Here is a 16,575-nt window from a genome sequence, read left to right as displayed (position 1 = left end):
TTTTAGAGGGACTAAGCTTCTAAAATAATACGTACTTATTAAGGTTTAAATTATGAAAATTGGTATTTTATCTCGCAACAAAAAATTGTATTCAACGCGTCGTTTAATTGAGGCGGCTGAAGCTCGTGGTCACGAAGTTAAAGTAGTAGATGCACTGCGTTGTTATATGAATATAAACTCTGAGCTACCAGAAATTCACTATCGTGGTGAAAACTTAAAAGGCTTTGATGCAGTTATTCCGCGTATTGGCGCATCAGTTACGTTTTACGGCTGTTCGGTGCTGCGTCAATTTGAAATGATGGGCGTGTATCCAGTAAACGAGTCGGTTGCTATTTCTCGCTCTCGCGATAAGTTGCGCTCATTACAGCTTTTATCTCGTAAAGGTGTAGGTATGCCAGTGACTGGTTTTGCTAGTAAACCAGATGATGTAAAAGATTTGCTCGAAATGGTAGGCGGTGCGCCGGTAGTAATTAAACTACTAGAAGGCACGCAAGGTATTGGTGTGGTATTGGCTGAAACGCGTAAAGCGGCTGAGAGTGTTATTGAAGCATTTATGGGCTTAAAAGCTAACATTATGGTGCAAGAATACATTAAAGAAGCCGGTGGTGCTGACATCCGTTGTTTTGTTTTAGGTGACAAAGTGATTGCAGCAATGAAACGCCAAGCACAAGAAGGTGAGTTCCGCTCAAACCTTCACCGTGGTGGTAGCGCTACATTAGTGCGTATTACGCCAGAAGAACGTAAAACAGCCGTTGCAGCTGCTAAAGCGATGGGCTTAAATGTAGCCGGTGTTGATTTACTTCGCTCATCACGTGGTCCTTTAGTGATGGAAGTTAACTCATCACCAGGCCTTGAGGGCATTGAAATAGCAACAGGTAAAGATATTGCAGGCATGGTGATTGATTTCATTGAAAAAACAGCATCAAGTAAAGGAACAGCAACTCGTGGCAAAGGTTAAAATTAACCGTTCTTTTACCTTATTAGGTGAAAGTGTTGGCGTAGGCGAGCGTAAAACGCTGGCCTTAGAAGCGGCAAAACTTTATACCCACTCTCCACTTAATATTCCAATTGAAGTGGTTAATGGTGTTATGGAAGGGCCGGTACTTATGGTGTGTGCGGCTATTCATGGCGATGAGCTCAATGGCGTAGAAGTGGTGCGGCAATTACTTGCTAAAATAGATCCTAACCAGTTGCGCGGCACGCTGATTGCGGTGCCGATTGTAAATGTGTTTGGCTTTATACATAAGTCGCGCTACTTACCTGATAGACGCGATATGAACCGCAGTTTTCCGGGTTCAGAGCGTGGCTCGCTGGCTGGTCGTATGGCGTATATGTTTTTTAATCAAGTGGCAGTACATTGTACCCATATTATTGATTTACATACGGGAGCTATTCACCGCACTAACTTACCGCAAATACGCGCTAATTTAGCCGATGAAGCCACCGCACAAATGGCTAAAGCATTTGGTACACCCGCAGTGATAGATGCCTCGTTACGTAATGGCTCACTGCGCAGCGAAGCCGCTAACTTAGGGATCCCGGTTATTACTTATGAAGCCGGTGAAGCACTGCGTTTTGACCCATTTGCGATTGCTGCAGGTGTACAAGGCGTTGACTATGTTATGCGCCATTTAAAAATGATCCGTGGTAAGCGTCCTAGAAAGCTTCCTGAGCCTATTATAGCCAGCTCTACAAGTTGGGTGCGTGCTAATGTAGATGGCATTGTGCGTGCGCAGGTATCGCTTGGAGAGCGTGTTACTAAGGGGCAAGTACTTGCTTATATTAGCAGCCCACTTGGCGACTCTGAACTTGAGCTACCAGCACCACGCAGTGGAATTATTATTGGCCAGCAAACTATGCCATTAGTAAATGAGGGTGATGCGGTGTTTCATATTGCGTATTTTGCTCATGCAAATAGCTTGGTTGAGCAACAGCTTGGCACTTTTATTGATGAAATAAATGATTTAGATGATGAGCTTAAAACAGCTGAGTTAAATAACTAGTTATAATAGTAAGCTACTAAATATAGATAGAATAAATTGTAAAGCCGTTTTAGTTAACCCAGTTGGGATAACAAAACGGCTTTTTTATTACTATTTATTTGGCTTTTTGGGGCCAATAATACGCCTAATTACCGGTGCTTTTGTTGGCTTAGGTTCTTTGTTTAAAACCAGTACCGGACGAGTTACAAATAAGTTATTAGGGTATATAACTCTATGCCCGTCAATGTGCTCAAGCACTACATTCATTAAGCCCATTTCTATAATGCGCCCTTCAATACTATTTGCGCCATCAACAATACGTACCCAATAGCCAACGCGGCAGTCATTTTGAATAAACATCAGTAAAAAAGCGGTGAGATTACTAAGTAATGACCAAGCGGCAAACAGTGCAACACCTAGCATAGCAAATAGCGACGAACCTAGTACTAGGAGTCCACGTAGCTCGATACCCCAAAATACCAGCACTAAACATAACATCACAAATGCGAGGATAATTTTAAGTAATAGCTCAGCACGATATTTTCGGTGTAGGTCTATTTTTCCTTTAATAGCTTTTTCGAGAAGCTTTTTAGTACCTTTTAACAGTATCGGAAAAAGTAATAACGCAATAAGGGTAACGACCAGTTTATATTGGGTGCCAAGCAGAGCTAACAATTCCAAAGTTATAGTCTCACAATAATTATATATGCCCAGTTTAACGCTTTAGGGTGCGACGAAATAGCCATTTAAAAAGAATTTTTAACATTTACCAGCCACTGTACCGAATCTACGCCATCGGCACTATCTAGCGGTGCAGCTATATCTATATGGATCATGGTGCCGGCATTTGCACGGCTTGGTGCTAAGCGCAGGCCTATACCTACATTTTTAAGAACGCGGCTATCTTCAACATTGTTTGGGGTGTTAGACCATGCTCGGCCAACATCAAGAAAAGCCGCGCCGCCTACTTTAAATAATTGCAGCAAATCATATTCCCAATAGTAACGCTTTTCTAAACTCACTAAAAAGCTGCGATCTCCATGCTGATAATCCATAGGATAGCCACGTAGGCCGGTTTCGCCGCCGAGTGTAAGTTGTTTATCGTTAGTGAGGTTTTTAGCGTACTGCACCTGAGCTTTTACATACCAAGACTGATCAATGCTGGTATTTAAATAATATTGTATTTGGCTGGTGGAGATCAGGTTTTCAAATTTGTCCTGCTCTTTATTCCAGTAACCATCAATGCCTGCACTAAAGCGCCATAAGGTATTATCGCCACTAAAGTGAGCTTTTTTAAAATTAAAAGAGTAAACCGCGCGGCTATCATCGTTACTAACAGATTCATCGGAGTAGCCTAGTAAGGCTTTTATGTTCCAACCTAAGTTTAAGTCCTCAGTACGATAAATACTGTCGAAATTGCGTACTTTTATAAAGTTATCTTCAAACCAGTGTCCGCTTACATAAGGATAGCTTAAGCTGCGATCGACGGCTAAGGGTGCAAAGGTAGAGTCTATTGCAGCAAAAGTATGTTGCTCATCAACGTAGCCCAGGCTGAGGCGCTGGGTCCAGTTACGGCTTAATGCTTTGGAGTGACCAACAAAAAAACTGTTGTAGTCGGTCGTTTGATCAAACTCGCTAAACTTTTCACCGCGCTGATATAGCGCTTCTTCGCGTTGCTCTGAATAGCTTAAAATACCGTAGCTAAAAGGGGTGTCTATAGCAAAAAACGGATAGGTAAGTTCTAGCAGATGGCGTTTACCATCGTTATTATCGGCGTACTCTAAACGCCCACGATAGCGGGTTGATAAAATATTAGGATCGTCGTATACAAATAAATAACCATTACGATCGCTATCTGTAGTGCGCGACAACGACAAACGCTTACCCCAGCCAAATAAGTTAGATTCGCGAAAACCAATACTCGACTTGTTTTCTCCGCCACTGCGGCTAAAGCTTATTTCTGGTAGTAGTGTCCATAAGTCACGCGTAACGACGGTAACATTAACGTTCCCTTCGCAGTTTTCGGTGGCAATGACTTGAGCATCGTATAAATAGTTTTGTTTACGCAGTAAGCGTTCTGATTCGGCGAGCTTTTTAGGATCAAAATTATCACCGCTCTCAAACAATAAAATACTTTTAATAACCTCAGGCTCGGTTTGAATATGCGCGCGGTTAGCAAAGCGAAATAGGGCGTTATTTTCGGCTTCGAGTTCAGTATTAAATACGTTAAGTTGCTGCAAAGTAATATTGGCAATTTTTGCATTACTACTTTGCTTTAACAGTGGCGTTGGTTGATCTAGTTGACGGCGTAAATTATTACTACTTGATGGCGTTGGTTGCTCGCTTGCGCAATCATTTTGCGCATGAGGGGTTTCTTGCGCAGCTAAACTGAACATAAAAAAGCTTGGAATACAGAGGCTAAAACAACAAGATGAAATCCATTTTTTAGTAATCATTCAAACCCTTTACTGCTACGTAGCAAATTACTACCGTAATATCAGCTTACATCATTGTTACTAAAATGTAAGTTAAAAGTAGAGAGCTTGAAGTTATTTAATTGCTATTAACTTAGGTAAAAAGTAAGTGCGGCTAATAAATGTTCAGCGTCATGGCCTTCGCCGTTAATCCAAATACTTTGGCTGTAGTGTTCAAAATTTAAATTAAATGTTTGCTGCTGATAAGTGAAGCGCAGTTGATGGCGATCGGCACCAGCAGAGTACTCATTAATGGTTATTTCATCGTGGTGTAAAAACAAGCGACTCCACAGTTCAAAGTCTTCGTCGTGGGGCGGCTCTACCGGCGTAATAATAATGCATTGATGCGTGTGGTGATATTCTATTATGGTCATAATGCTCTTAGTTAGTAGCAAGGTAGTTGCGAATTGCAGTTAAAAACTCACCGCCATACTTATTTAATTTAGTAAAGCCAACACCCGACACCTTTAAAAATTCGCTGTCGTTGGTCGGCATTAGCTGCGCCATTTCTGCAAGCGTTTTGTCGTTAAATACCACGTACGGCGGTACATCGTCGGCATCGGCTAACTCTTTTCGCAGCGCCCTTAAGCGAGCAAATAGCTTTTTGTCGTAATTAAACTGGGCTAATTTATCTTGATAAACATGCTTAGCTTGCAGGCGAGGCTCTGCGAGTTGCAACGCATATTCGCTTTTTAAAATAGCGCGCGCGGCTTCGGTTAAACGCAGTGATGCACCTTGGGTTATATCTTGGCTTAATAAGCCTTGATGAATAAGTTGGCGTAAAATACTTAGCCAAAATTCACTGCTTTTGTCTTTGCCAATGCCGTAGGTGCTGAGTTGATGATGGTTATTATCGCGAATACGACTGGTGTTTGCACCGCGTAGTAACTCAACAATATATCCAAGGCCAAAGCGTTGCTCTGCTCTGTATACACACGATAGTGCCTGCTGCGCTACTAAAGTGCCATCAAAGCTTTTGGGCGGATTTAAGCAAATATCGCAGTTACCGCATGGCTCACGTTGATACTCACTAAAATAGTTAAGCAGGATTTGTCGACGGCAGGTTTGTGCTTCGGCAAAACTGGCCATGGCATTAAAGCGCTGCTCTTCGACGCGGCGACGTTGCTCGTCGTCAATATCTTCAAAAAAGCGTCTTACGCGGCCTATATCTGCCGGATCAAAATACATTATAGCCTCAGCGGCAAGTCCATCTCGCCCAGCGCGGCCAGTTTCTTGATAGTACGACTCTATGCTTTTGGGAATATCGTAATGCAATACAAAGCGCACATTGGGTTTATTTATACCCATACCAAAGGCCACTGTAGCAACCACTATTTGTATATCGTCGCGGGCAAAGCCGGTTTGCACAAATTGGCGCTGCTCGTTACTCATACCTGCATGATAGGCGGCGGCGTTAAGTCCCGCGTCGGCTAACTTTTCGGCTATGTCGTCTACGCGCTTACGGCTGGTGCAATAAATTATGCCGCTTTGGCTTTTTTGTTCTTTTAAATAGCGCAGCAGTTGCACCATAGGTTTAAATTTTTCTTCTATGGTGTAGCGAATATTAGGGCGATCAAAGCTGCCGGTATGAATATAGGGTTGTTGTAACTTTAATTGCTCAACAATATCAAAACGAGTGGCTTTATCGGCAGTTGCAGTAAGGGCCATCATAGGTACATGAGCAAAGCGTTGTTTTAATTCGCTTAAACGAAAGTAATGGGGTCTAAAATCGTGCCCCCAATGCGATACACAATGCGCTTCGTCAATAGCAAATAAGCTGATTTTTAAATGCGATAAGCGCTCTAAAAACTCGCGCTGCAGCACTTTTTCAGGGGCAACATACAGTAGTTTAATTAATCCCTGATGGAGTTGTTGGTATACCTGCTGCTGCTCTTCGCGGGCTAAGCTATTATTTATATATGCGGCTTTAACGCCCAGCGCTTGTAGTTGAGTTACCTGATCTTGCATTAGCGATATTAGCGGAGAAATAACAATAGTTACCCCTTCAAGCACTAAAGCGGGTATTTGATAGCACACAGATTTACCGCCACCGGTTGGCAGCAATACCAACGAATCTTGGCCGTTAATGGCTGCATCAATAACCGTTTTTTGGCCGTCGCGAAATTCACTATAACCAAACACTTGTTTGAGTACAGCTTCAGGGGTGCGCACAAGTGAGCTAGAGGGTGGTGTTAATGTATTCATTGCGGGGTATTTTAGTGTTTTTTGTACAGGATGTCTTTAGCGAGTGTTGAATGTTTTTTGAATAAATTTATAACGTGTGAATTTACTCGCTCAGGGGGGTGATATTAGCTGACTTTAAGCGGCTAATAAATTTAACTGTGTTGCTAGTTTTATCCTAGTTATGCTTTACTCCTCTTACCAGATATAACATAGAGAATAATAATGAATAAAGAAATGTTAATAGAGCATGTAGGCTCGCTGTTTGTAAATAATATGCCGTTTAATCAGTTTTTAAAAATATCGGTAGAATCACTTAGCCCAGAACAAGCAAAAATATCGTTTCCTTGGCAGGATATACTCATAGGTAATCCGGCACAAAAAATACTCCATGGCGGCGTTATTTCGGCAGTGCTCGATAACGTAGGTGGTATGTTAGCCGCAGCAAGTGTAATAGATAAGCTAAACGATGTTGATATTTTATCTGTGCAGCAAAAACTAGCCACCTTGGGCACTATAGATATGCGCACCGATTACCTACGCCCAGGCAAAGGCGAGAAATTTATAGCCAGTGCCACTTTAATTCGCTCGGGCAATAAAGTATGTGTTTGTAGGATGGAATTGCATAATGAGCAAGCAGTACAAATAGCATTTGGTACGGGCACGTATTTAGTTGGCTAATAAAAGTTTGCGGAGTAAACTGGCGACCTTTTGAATAACTAAGTGTTTATTTATGCCGATTGATACCGAGAAGCGCAAGGGCGCCATTTTGGCTTGCATCGCTTTTACTATATGGGGTTTAGCACCTATATACTTTAAGCAACTCCAGCATGTTACTGCATTTGAAATTTTAACGCATCGTGTTGTGTGGTCGGTGATGTTTTTAATTATTATTGTGAGTATTTTAGGCCAGTGGGATAGAATTAAACGCATTATAGTACAGCCTAAACTATTGTTAATGCTGGTTTTAACCTCGTCGATACTGGGGTTTAACTGGGGCTTGTTTATATGGGCAGTTAATAATAATCATATGCTTGATGCCAGTTTAGGTTATTACATTAATCCGTTACTAAATGTATTACTGGGAGTGTTATTTTTAGGCGAACGTTTACGTAAGTTTCAAATGGTTGCTGTTGCTTTAGCATTTACCGGTGTACTGCTGCAATTAATAAGTTTTGGCTCATTTCCTGTGGTTGCTTTTTCGTTAGCTATATCATTTGCAATATATGGTTTACTGCGTAAGAAACTGCCAGTGGAAGCATTGTCCGGTATTTCAATAGAAGCATTTATACTCTTGCCCGTAGCGCTTATTTATTGGTATTTAATGGTGCCTACAGCAACGTCAAGCTTGCCTGCTAATGACTGGCATACCAATGTGTTACTCATTAGTGCCGGGATCATTACCACCTTACCACTACTGTGCTTTACCGGCGCTGCTAAGCGTTTGCAATACACCACTTTAGGCTTTTTTCAGTACATAGGGCCAAGTTTGATGTTTATATTAGCTGTGATGCTTTACGGTGAAGTGTTTGATGCCGAGCGAGTAGTTACATTTGTTTGTATTTGGAGTGCATTGGCTATTTTTAGTTGGGACTCTTTTAGGCAATCTCGTAAACGTAAAAAAGCCGCTATTGTGGCCTCAGGCGTGGTTTAAAAGTTAGTTAACTTAAGTAAGCACGTAGCGCGATGTATTTTGTACTCGCGCTAGGCTTGGTGTATGTTTAACTATTTAAAATGTAAAAATTAAATAGTTAAAGCAATTACATACTGTCTGACTCGGCGTAATAGTCTTGGCTTATTGGTGCTGGGGTCGCTATTTTTGAGCGGCCAAATAATGTATGGAACTTTGCTTTGCTGGTTGTTAACTTTAAGTATTTAACCCAAGCGCGCTCAATTGCATTGGTTGGCTCTAAAGCACCACTAATAACAGCGACAAATTGTTGCTGATGTTCATTTTGTGGCTCTAGGGCTTTATTATGTAAGCCTTTTAAAACAACACCGTGTTGCTCTAATATACTGGCTTCTAATAAGGTAAAGTTTCCGCTGCGACCAAATCCGCGTGGGAAATTTTGATCATCAAAAAACTGACGTTGACTAACAAATGCTTGGCGAAGTAGTGAAATATCATTGCTCATTGTTGTACCCTCATACCTTGGTAATTGTTGGAGTATGCGGCAAGTTTGCAAATATTTTAAACAAGTTATTTTTATCGTGAGGATAAAAGATTGGATATCGATTTATTAAAAACATTTGTTGAGGTAGTACGCACTCGTCACTTTGGCAAAGCGGCTGAAAACCTTTATATCACGCAGTCTGCAGTAAGCTTTAGAATTCGTCAATTAGAGCAAGGGCTTGGTGTTAATTTGTTTATTCGCCAGCGCAATAATATTCAACTAACAGCGCCAGGTGAGCGTTTATTACCCCATGCACAAATGATCATTACTGGCATGCAAAGAGCAAAAGTAGATGTGGCACTTGCCGATAATATGCATAAACAAATTTGCCTAGCGGGTACACCAAACATTTGGGATGCATTTTTACAGTTTGGTATTACTAATATTGTATCGGCAATGCCCGGTGTGTCTTTGGTGGCTGAGGTAAAAGCACAACAAGAAAGTACCCGCCTGTTATTAGAGCGCACCTTAGATTTAGCTATTTTATTTGATCCACCAAAAGTTGATGAGCTGGTGGTTGAGCGAATTTGTGAACTACCCATTATACCGGTAAGCGCGTTTGATACTGCCAGTTACGATAACTTTTTTGATAACCAGTACGTATATGTTGACTGGGGCACGACATTCTCACTGTGGCATGCTCGCCAGTTTACTGGCAAAACCCCACCCTACTTTAGAACAAGTACTGGGCGTATAGCACTTGATTTAATATTGCAATGCGGAGGGAGTGCATTCATTCCTCAAGTACTTGTTGCAGCGCATTTAGAAAAAGGCGAGTTATTTCATGTGAAAGACGTAGAAACCACCTCGCGCGATATATTTGTTGCCTATCACAGAGACAATGAGCAAAAAGAGTTAATAGAAACATTAGTAAATTTATTAACCCAAATGACCCCTAAGTTACCCGTAGAGTAAGGCCAATGGATTTGCTGTATATGTACGTTTGATTGCAACTATTATGTGTTTTTATGAATTTAAAAGTGTAAAAATATGACGGCTGTAATATTTTTGTCATTTAACAGTGCCAAACTCCTGTTGCATTAAAAACGAGTCTGTTGTGATTATCGAGGAAATAACATGAAATTTGTAAAGTCGAGCTTATGTGTAGCTTTATTAGGTGGTTTGTCTTTTAATGCGCTTGCTGAAGTGGATTTTTACGGTAAAGCGAACGTAACACTACAGTCGTCGGATGATGGTGAGGGGTCTTTTACCGAAATTAAAAGTAACTCATCACGTTTGGGCTTAAAAGGGTCTGAAAAAATATCTGATGGCTTAGAAGCTGTTTATAAGTTTGAATTTCAAGTTGATGTTTCTGACGCCGACTCAAAAGGTGATAATGACGACAATATCTCTGCTCGTAATCAGTATATAGGTTTAAAAGGCGCGTTTGGCCAAGTTGTTATTGGCCGTAACGATACCGCGCTTAAGCAGTCACAAGGTAAAGTTGATTTATTTAGCGACCTTGAAGGCGACATTAAAAATGCCTTTAAAGGTGAAAATAGAATGGGCAGTAGTGTTTCTTATGCCTCTAATTCTTACCAAGGTTTTAAGCTTTTGGCTACGTTTGTTGCAGAGGATAGCGATGCAGCAGGTGCTAAAAATGGCTATTCAATGGCAGTAACTTATGGTGACGCAGCCCTTAAAAAGAGCGCAATATATGCCGCTATTGCTGCCGATAGTGAAGTGAACGGCTACGATGTAGTGCGCGCATCAGTACAAGGTAAAGTAGCCGATTTTAAATTAGGCGCTATGTATCAAACGCAAGAAAAAGTTGATGGCAGTAGTGAGGCCGACGGTTATTTATTAAGTGCGGCTTACACTATGGCTAGCAATACCTTTAAATTGCAGTACCAGGCAATGGATTTTAAAGACAGTGATGACAAAACGGCTATTTCGGCAGGTGTTGATCATCAGTTAAATAAAAACACTAAATTATTTGGTTTTTATTCTAATTTCGATATGGACAACAACGTTGACCAAGACTACTTAGGTGTAGGTATAGAATATAAATTTTAAGCAGCGCTTAGCACTGCCTTTTTTAGCCGTACTTTGTTAAGTGCGGTTTTTTTTGCTTTAAATTATTTACTTAGCCGCCCATAATAGAGTATTCATTTGGAATGAGGTGCAACTCCTCAACTGTTCCCGCAACTGTAATTAGCATAACGCTTTAAGTCAGATACAAATAAACTATTTTAACGAGCGGGTTTACTCATCTTCAAATTATGTACTAGCCATAGTTAGTTGCATTGTTAGTGAGCGCATTCCTGCCTAGGGCTAACTATTGCAAACTCAAACGCCATTAAATACACCATTGTTAAGCGTTAATCACGTGTCGTGGAATATTGGCAGTAAAACTATCCTCAACAATGTTAATTTGCAAATAAAGCAAGGTAAGTTCGTTGGCTTAATTGGCCCCAATGGCGCAGGTAAATCTAGTTTACTGCGGTGTTTGTATCGCTTTAATCAGCCCACTGCAGGGCAAATTAAATTTAATAATACCGATATTTGGCAGTTAAAAAGCCATGAATACGCAAAGCAGGTTGCGGTTGTTTTACAAGAAACCCCATCACAATTTAATTTAACTTTATTAGATGTGGTTGCACTTGGGTTAACCCCGCATAAAGCATTATTTAGCACCACCACAACAGCCGACACACAAAAAATAAACCAAGCTATAGCGCGAGTTGGCTTGCAGGATCATGCAAGCCAACGTTTTGAGTCGCTTTCGGGAGGAGAAAAACAACGTGCATTAATTGCTCGGGCTATGGTGCAGCAACCGCAACTATTAATTATGGATGAGCCAACCAGCCACTTAGATGTGAAGTATCAAATTCAGGTAATGGAGTTGGCTAAATCGCTTGGCGTTACTGTGTTTGCATCGTTTCATGATTTAAATTTAGCCGCTGCTATGTGCGATGAGCTGGTGGTTATAAATCACGGCGAAATTGTTAATACAGGCTCTCCCATCGATGTGCTTAGCGAGGACATGCTCAATGATGTATTTGGTGTATGTGCACAAGTAAGCCACCACCCGCAAATGTCTAAATTAGGTGGTGTTATTCCACATATTACTTACTTTTATGGGTATGAATAATATGCGCATGCTTAACAATCATTCAATAGCACTTTTAGTCACAGTACTAGCTGCATTATTTACGTTATTTACGGCGCTGAGTTATGGCGCTGCCGACACATCATTAACTGATGTATTTAAAAGTATTTTCACCTCAACAGAGGGCTCCTTTAACACTCGAATTATTGTTGAATTAAGAATGCCACGCACATTACTGGCATTTTTAGCTGGCAGTGGTTTAGCCATTGCCGGGCTTATTTTGCAAACCGTGACGCGTAATCCGTTAGCAGATCCTTATTTATTTGGGATATCGTCTGGGGCGTCTTTGGGGGTAGTTATACTCATGGCGTTTGTGGGCATTAGTGCGGGCTTTGCATTATCGGCAGCGGCATTGGCTGGCAGTTTAGTGGCTATGAGTTTACTTATATTGATTGCAGGGCGGCAGCAAAGTGGGCAAGTAGAATCTATGCTGCTGGCAGGTGTGGCCTTGTCATTTTTATTTAGCGCATTTACCAGTTTATTACTTTACTGGAGCGATCCTCAGGCAGTTGCGGCTATTTTATTTTGGACGCTCGGCAGTTTTGCACGAGCGCAGTGGGCAACGCTGTGGTTACCTTTTGTGGTTATTGTATTGTGTACATTTACAATGCTTAGTTTTAGGCGCCAACTTAATGCCATGCTGCTCGGCGATGAAAGTGCTATAACACTGGGTGTGCGGGTACATCGCTTTAGAATATTGATGCTAGTTTTAAGTTCGCTGATAACGGCAGTGTTAGTGGCTATGTGTGGCGGAATTGGCTTTGTAGGATTAATGGTGCCGCATATAGTGCGCTTTTTTATCTCCCAAGGTAGCTTATCTGGCTTACTGGTAACGAGTTTGGTGGGCGGTACTTTTATGGTTTGGGTTGATGTGCTAGCGCGCACGTTATTAACGAATCAAGAGTTACCGGTTGGGGTTATTACTGCAGCTATTGGTAGCGTGTTCTTTTTAAGCTTATTGTATTTTCGTAAGCGCCAGATGTAGGGCTATAAAATGAAAACGTTAATGGTGCAAGGCACCACATCCGATGCGGGTAAAAGTACACTGGTTGCGGCGCTGTGTAGAGTATTTGCTAATAGAGGGCTAAATGTAGCGCCATTTAAGCCACAAAATATGGCATTAAATAGTGCAGTTACAGATGATGGTGGTGAAATAGGTCGTGCTCAAGCACTGCAAGCTATAGCGGCAAAGGTAGCCCCTGAAACTGACTTTAATCCCATATTACTTAAGCCAAATAGCGATACTGGCGCGCAGGTTATTATTCATGGTAAAGCCATAAGTAATATGGAAGCTGGGGCGTATCACGATTATAAAAAAGTAGCTATGGATGCAGTACTCACGTCGCATAACCGTTTAGCAAAACGTTTTGATTTATTGCTGGTGGAAGGGGCGGGCAGCCCAGCCGAAATAAACCTCAGAGCCAACGACATTGCTAATATGGGCTACGCCGAAGCCGTTGACTGCCCCGTAATTATAATTGCCGATATAGATAAAGGCGGTGTGTTTGCTCATTTAGTGGGTACTTTGGCATTATTGAGTGAGTCGGAGCAAGCGCGGGTAAAAGGCTTTGTAATAAATCGTTTTAGAGGCGATATAAGCTTATTACAAAGTGGACTTGATTGGCTGGAACAGTACACAGGTAAACCGGTGTTAGGCGTATTGCCGTATTTACACGACCTTGCATTAGATGCTGAGGATGCAATTGCTATTGATAATACGCTAACTAATGCCAGCGTTAATATTGCCGTGCTGCTTGTGCCGCACATTAGCAACCATACTGACTTTGATGCACTGCGCTTACATCCCAATATAAATATTAATTATGTAGCGCATACACAAGCGATCCCCGATGTTGATTTGATCATTTTACCGGGGAGTAAAAACGTATTAAGTGATTTAGCCTTTTTAAAAAATGAAGGCTGGGATACACAAATAAAACGCCATTTACGTTATGGTGGTAAAGTGCTCGGTATTTGTGGTGGTATGCAAATGCTTGGCAATAGTATTAATGATCCCCTAGGTGTTGAGTCATCATTACAGCAGATGCCGGGGCTAGCGTTAAGTGATTTTACCAGCACACTTACAGCACAAAAAATATTGAGTAATGTAACCGCGACTATGCAATTAAATAACCAGCAAACACTTTGTAGTGGCTACGAAATTCATGCAGGCATTAGCCAAGGTGAAGCACTTAATAAACCATTTTTAAGCTTTAATGAACACCCAAATGGCTTTACAGCCGATGGGTTTATTAGTGATGATAACGCCATAGCGGGTACTTATTTACATGGCTTATTTGATCAAGCGAGTGCCACATTGCAAATATTAAAGTGGCTCAAAGCCGATACAGTTATTAATCCGGTTAATATTAACCAGCACCGTGAGCAGCAACTAGAGCGTTTAGCTGCCATGTGTGAAACGCATTTAAATATTGCACACATTATTAAAATTTATGAAGGGCATAATCATGAGCGAACAAAGTAAAGATAAACATCAGCAACGCCAACAAAAATTAAAAGATCAAGTTGATGCACGAATAGCTGCAGCGCAACAAGAAAAAGGTATTTTTCAAGTTATAACTGGTAATGGCAAAGGTAAGTCGACCTCAGGATTTGGTGTGGTAGCACGTTGTGTTGGCCATGGAAAAAAAGCCGCTGTGTGTCAGTACATAAAAGGCACTTGGGAATGCGGAGAGCGTAACTTGTTACAGGGTGCGGGTGTGGAGTTTGTGGTAATGGGCACAGGCTTTACATGGAATACCCAAGACAAAGAGAGCGATACCGCAGCCGCGCAAGCTGCTTGGCAAGAGTCAAAGCGACTGCTTAGTGACGCAAGCTTAGATGTAGTGCTGCTCGATGAGCTAACCTACATGGTAACCTATGGGTATATTGATGTAGATGAAGTGCTAGAGGCGATTGGCAACAGACCGCCAATGCAGTCGGTTATTATTACCGGCCGTGCAGCACATCGTAAATTAATAGAACTGGCTGACACAGTAAGCGAAGTGCGTAATGTAAAACATGCATTTGATGCAGGTGTTAAAGCTCTGCAAGGTTTTGATTACTAATGTTTAAACAGCTTGTTGTTGGCCTATTGTTACTCTGTTTATCCCAGCATGCGCAGGCCAACAAGGTACAAATTGATAAAATACAGTCAGCTAAAACACTGCGTATTGTGGCACTGGCCCCGCACATCGTAGAAAACCTGTATGCAATAGGCGCGGGAGATAATATTGTTGGCACAGTTGATTACGCCGACTACCCTGCAGCGGCAAAAGGTATTACCCGTATTGGCGGTTACTATGGTATTTCAATCGAAAAGCTTTTAGTCCTTAAGCCAGATATAGTAATTGCTTGGAAAAGTGGTAATCAAAGCGATGATTTAGCACAAATAGAGCGCTTAGGTATTAAGCTTTATTTAACTGATCCAACGACAATTACAGGTATTGCCGATGAGTTGCTTATGCTAGGAAAACTTACCGGTAACATTAAACAAAGCGAGCAAGTGGTAAAAGCATTTAATGCTAAACTTGCAGCCATTAAAGCCAAGCAACAGGGTAAAAGTAAACTCACTGGCTTTTATCAACTCTGGTCTGAGCCGATGATGACTGTGTCGAAAAATACCGGAATAAGTGAGTTAATAGCCACTTGCCAAGTAACCAATGTATTTGCAAATAGCCGCACCGACTATCCACAAATAAGCATAGAAAATGTGATTGTGGCTAAACCGCAAATTATAATTATTCCGGATGAAAAATCAGCAACACCGCAACCCACTATTAATTGGCAGCAATGGCCAGAAATACCCGCAGTAAAAAACAAGCAGTTTTTATCTGTAAATGCCGACTTACTACATCGTTTTTCAGCACGTATGCTAGATGGGCTGGCCGATATGTGTGATAAAATAGACGTATCACGTCAACAAATAAAGAGCATACAATGAGCGATTGGACTGCATTTTTAAAGCAAGAATTACAGCAAGCATATATGCAGCAAACACTCGGCTACGTTGCTAAGCGCCGCAGTGAAGGTGTTGCTGTTTATCCTCCAAAAGAGCAAGTGTTTAGCGCATTTGCTGCAACACCGCTTAGTGATATACGCGTTGTTATTTTAGGGCAAGATCCTTACCACGGTGAAGGCCAAGCGCATGGTTTGTGTTTTTCAGTATTACCTGAGGTTAAAAAGCTGCCACCTTCGCTTAAAAATATTTATAAAGAGCTGGCTAGCGATATAAACGATTTTGTTATTCCTACCCATGGTTACTTGCAAAGCTGGGCAGAGCAGGGAGTGTTTTTACTCAATACAGTACTTACGGTAGAGCAAGGCCAAGCCCATTCGCATAAACACTTAGGATGGGAGCAATTTACCGATAAGGTTATTGCGCATATAAACACCCATTGTGAAGGCGTAATATTTATTTTGTGGGGTGCTCATGCACAAAAAAAAGGTAAGGGAATTGATAGCGCACGCCAGCATATTTTAGCAGGGCCGCACCCATCGCCACTGTCTGCTCATCGAGGTTTTTTTGGTTGTAGGCATTTTTCAGCCACGAATGCGTTATTGCAATCTCAAGGTAAAACGCCGATTAATTGGCAAGTATAATTTTAACTTTTAAAACCAAAGGCCCGCACAGTAATGCGGGCCTTTTAGTT

Annotated in this window: 17 protein-coding genes and 1 riboswitch; of the genes, 12 read left to right on the top strand and 5 right to left on the bottom strand. The window is 41.5% G+C overall.

Annotated features, from left to right (window positions below; translation table 11 throughout):
* The first annotated feature begins 52 nt into the window (after positions 1–52).
* On the top strand, positions 53–958 hold the full coding sequence (gene rimK, locus AAEY55_RS02475) for a 30S ribosomal protein S6--L-glutamate ligase (RefSeq protein ID WP_011329225.1): 906 nt from the start codon (positions 53–55) through the stop codon (positions 956–958).
* Positions 945–2,003, top strand: a complete 1,059-nt coding sequence (locus AAEY55_RS02470; RefSeq protein WP_011329224.1) for a succinylglutamate desuccinylase/aspartoacylase family protein — start codon at positions 945–947, stop codon at positions 2,001–2,003. The genes rimK and AAEY55_RS02470 overlap by 14 nt, the downstream gene beginning before the upstream one ends.
* A 90-nt stretch (positions 2,004–2,093) precedes the next feature.
* Here the strand turns inward: AAEY55_RS02470 and AAEY55_RS02465 are convergent, their stop codons facing one another.
* The 4 genes from AAEY55_RS02465 to recQ form a co-directional block, all read right to left on the bottom strand.
* On the bottom strand, positions 2,094–2,663 hold the full coding sequence (locus AAEY55_RS02465; RefSeq protein ID WP_011329223.1) for a mechanosensitive ion channel domain-containing protein: 570 nt from the start codon (positions 2,661–2,663) through the stop codon (positions 2,094–2,096).
* Positions 2,664–2,728: 65 nt separating this feature from the next.
* Positions 2,729–4,438: a ShlB/FhaC/HecB family hemolysin secretion/activation protein gene (locus AAEY55_RS02460; protein WP_089368749.1), complete on the bottom strand. Its 1,710-nt coding sequence runs from the start codon at positions 4,436–4,438 to the stop codon at positions 2,729–2,731.
* Between the two features lie 107 nt (positions 4,439–4,545).
* Positions 4,546–4,830 (bottom strand): DUF3630 family protein, encoded by a 285-nt coding sequence (locus tag AAEY55_RS02455; protein WP_011329221.1) that lies wholly within the window; start codon positions 4,828–4,830, stop codon positions 4,546–4,548.
* A gap of 7 nt (positions 4,831–4,837) precedes the next feature.
* Positions 4,838–6,661: a DNA helicase RecQ gene (recQ, locus tag AAEY55_RS02450; RefSeq protein WP_011329220.1), complete on the bottom strand. Its 1,824-nt coding sequence runs from the start codon at positions 6,659–6,661 to the stop codon at positions 4,838–4,840.
* Positions 6,662–6,862: 201 nt separating this feature from the next.
* Between recQ and AAEY55_RS02445 the strand changes: the two genes are divergently transcribed.
* Positions 6,863–7,318 (top strand): thioesterase family protein, encoded by a 456-nt coding sequence (locus AAEY55_RS02445; protein ID WP_172459223.1) that lies wholly within the window; start codon positions 6,863–6,865, stop codon positions 7,316–7,318.
* A 52-nt stretch (positions 7,319–7,370) separates the two neighbouring features.
* Entirely contained in the window at positions 7,371–8,291 is a 921-nt protein-coding gene (gene rarD / locus AAEY55_RS02440; RefSeq protein ID WP_011329218.1) for an EamA family transporter RarD, read from the top strand.
* A gap of 106 nt (positions 8,292–8,397) precedes the next feature.
* On the opposite strand, the gene AAEY55_RS02435 is transcribed toward rarD, so the two are convergent.
* Positions 8,398–8,772: a DUF413 domain-containing protein gene (locus AAEY55_RS02435; RefSeq protein ID WP_011329217.1), complete on the bottom strand. Its 375-nt coding sequence runs from the start codon at positions 8,770–8,772 to the stop codon at positions 8,398–8,400.
* A gap of 90 nt (positions 8,773–8,862) precedes the next feature.
* Between AAEY55_RS02435 and AAEY55_RS02430 the strand changes: the two genes are divergently transcribed.
* The 8 genes from AAEY55_RS02430 to ung all read left to right on the top strand — a co-directional run bounded on the left by AAEY55_RS02430 (position 8,863) and on the right by ung (position 16,525).
* Entirely contained in the window at positions 8,863–9,726 is an 864-nt protein-coding gene (locus AAEY55_RS02430) for a LysR family transcriptional regulator (RefSeq protein WP_011329216.1), read from the top strand.
* A gap of 162 nt (positions 9,727–9,888) precedes the next feature.
* The gene (locus AAEY55_RS02425; protein WP_350549943.1) at positions 9,889–10,827 is read left to right on the top strand and encodes a porin; all 939 of its coding nucleotides are present in this window, start codon (positions 9,889–9,891) and stop codon (positions 10,825–10,827) included.
* A gap of 45 nt (positions 10,828–10,872) precedes the next feature.
* Positions 10,873–11,014, top strand: a riboswitch (cobalamin riboswitch).
* A gap of 78 nt (positions 11,015–11,092) precedes the next feature.
* Complete coding sequence (locus tag AAEY55_RS02420; protein ID WP_089368747.1) at positions 11,093–11,905, top strand: ABC transporter ATP-binding protein; 813 nt, start codon at positions 11,093–11,095, stop codon at positions 11,903–11,905.
* Between the two features lies 1 nt (position 11,906).
* Entirely contained in the window at positions 11,907–12,908 is a 1,002-nt protein-coding gene (locus AAEY55_RS02415) for an iron ABC transporter permease (RefSeq protein ID WP_350549940.1), read from the top strand.
* 9 nt (positions 12,909–12,917) lie between these two features.
* Positions 12,918–14,408 carry a cobyric acid synthase gene (locus tag AAEY55_RS02410; RefSeq protein ID WP_350549937.1) on the top strand — a complete coding sequence of 497 codons (1,491 nt, stop codon included), beginning with the start codon at positions 12,918–12,920 and terminating at the stop codon, positions 14,406–14,408.
* Positions 14,392–14,991, top strand: a complete 600-nt coding sequence (gene cobO / locus AAEY55_RS02405; RefSeq protein ID WP_182683923.1) for a cob(I)yrinic acid a,c-diamide adenosyltransferase — start codon at positions 14,392–14,394, stop codon at positions 14,989–14,991. Before AAEY55_RS02410 ends, cobO begins: the two co-directional genes overlap by 17 nt.
* Complete coding sequence (locus AAEY55_RS02400; RefSeq protein WP_192531877.1) at positions 14,991–15,866, top strand: cobalamin-binding protein; 876 nt, start codon at positions 14,991–14,993, stop codon at positions 15,864–15,866. The genes cobO and AAEY55_RS02400 overlap by 1 nt, the downstream gene beginning before the upstream one ends.
* Positions 15,863–16,525 carry a uracil-DNA glycosylase gene (ung, locus tag AAEY55_RS02395; RefSeq protein WP_089368744.1) on the top strand — a complete coding sequence of 221 codons (663 nt, stop codon included), beginning with the start codon at positions 15,863–15,865 and terminating at the stop codon, positions 16,523–16,525. The genes AAEY55_RS02400 and ung overlap by 4 nt, the downstream gene beginning before the upstream one ends.
* Positions 16,526–16,575 lie beyond the last annotated feature (50 nt).

Source organism: Pseudoalteromonas sp. 120-MNA-CIBAN-0494 (genome assembly GCF_040308885.1).
GTDB classification, from domain to species: Bacteria; Pseudomonadota; Gammaproteobacteria; order Enterobacterales; family Alteromonadaceae; genus Pseudoalteromonas; species Pseudoalteromonas nigrifaciens.
The sequence above is the reverse complement of the archived record's forward strand: the minus strand, read 5'-3'. Positions and strand labels throughout refer to the sequence as shown.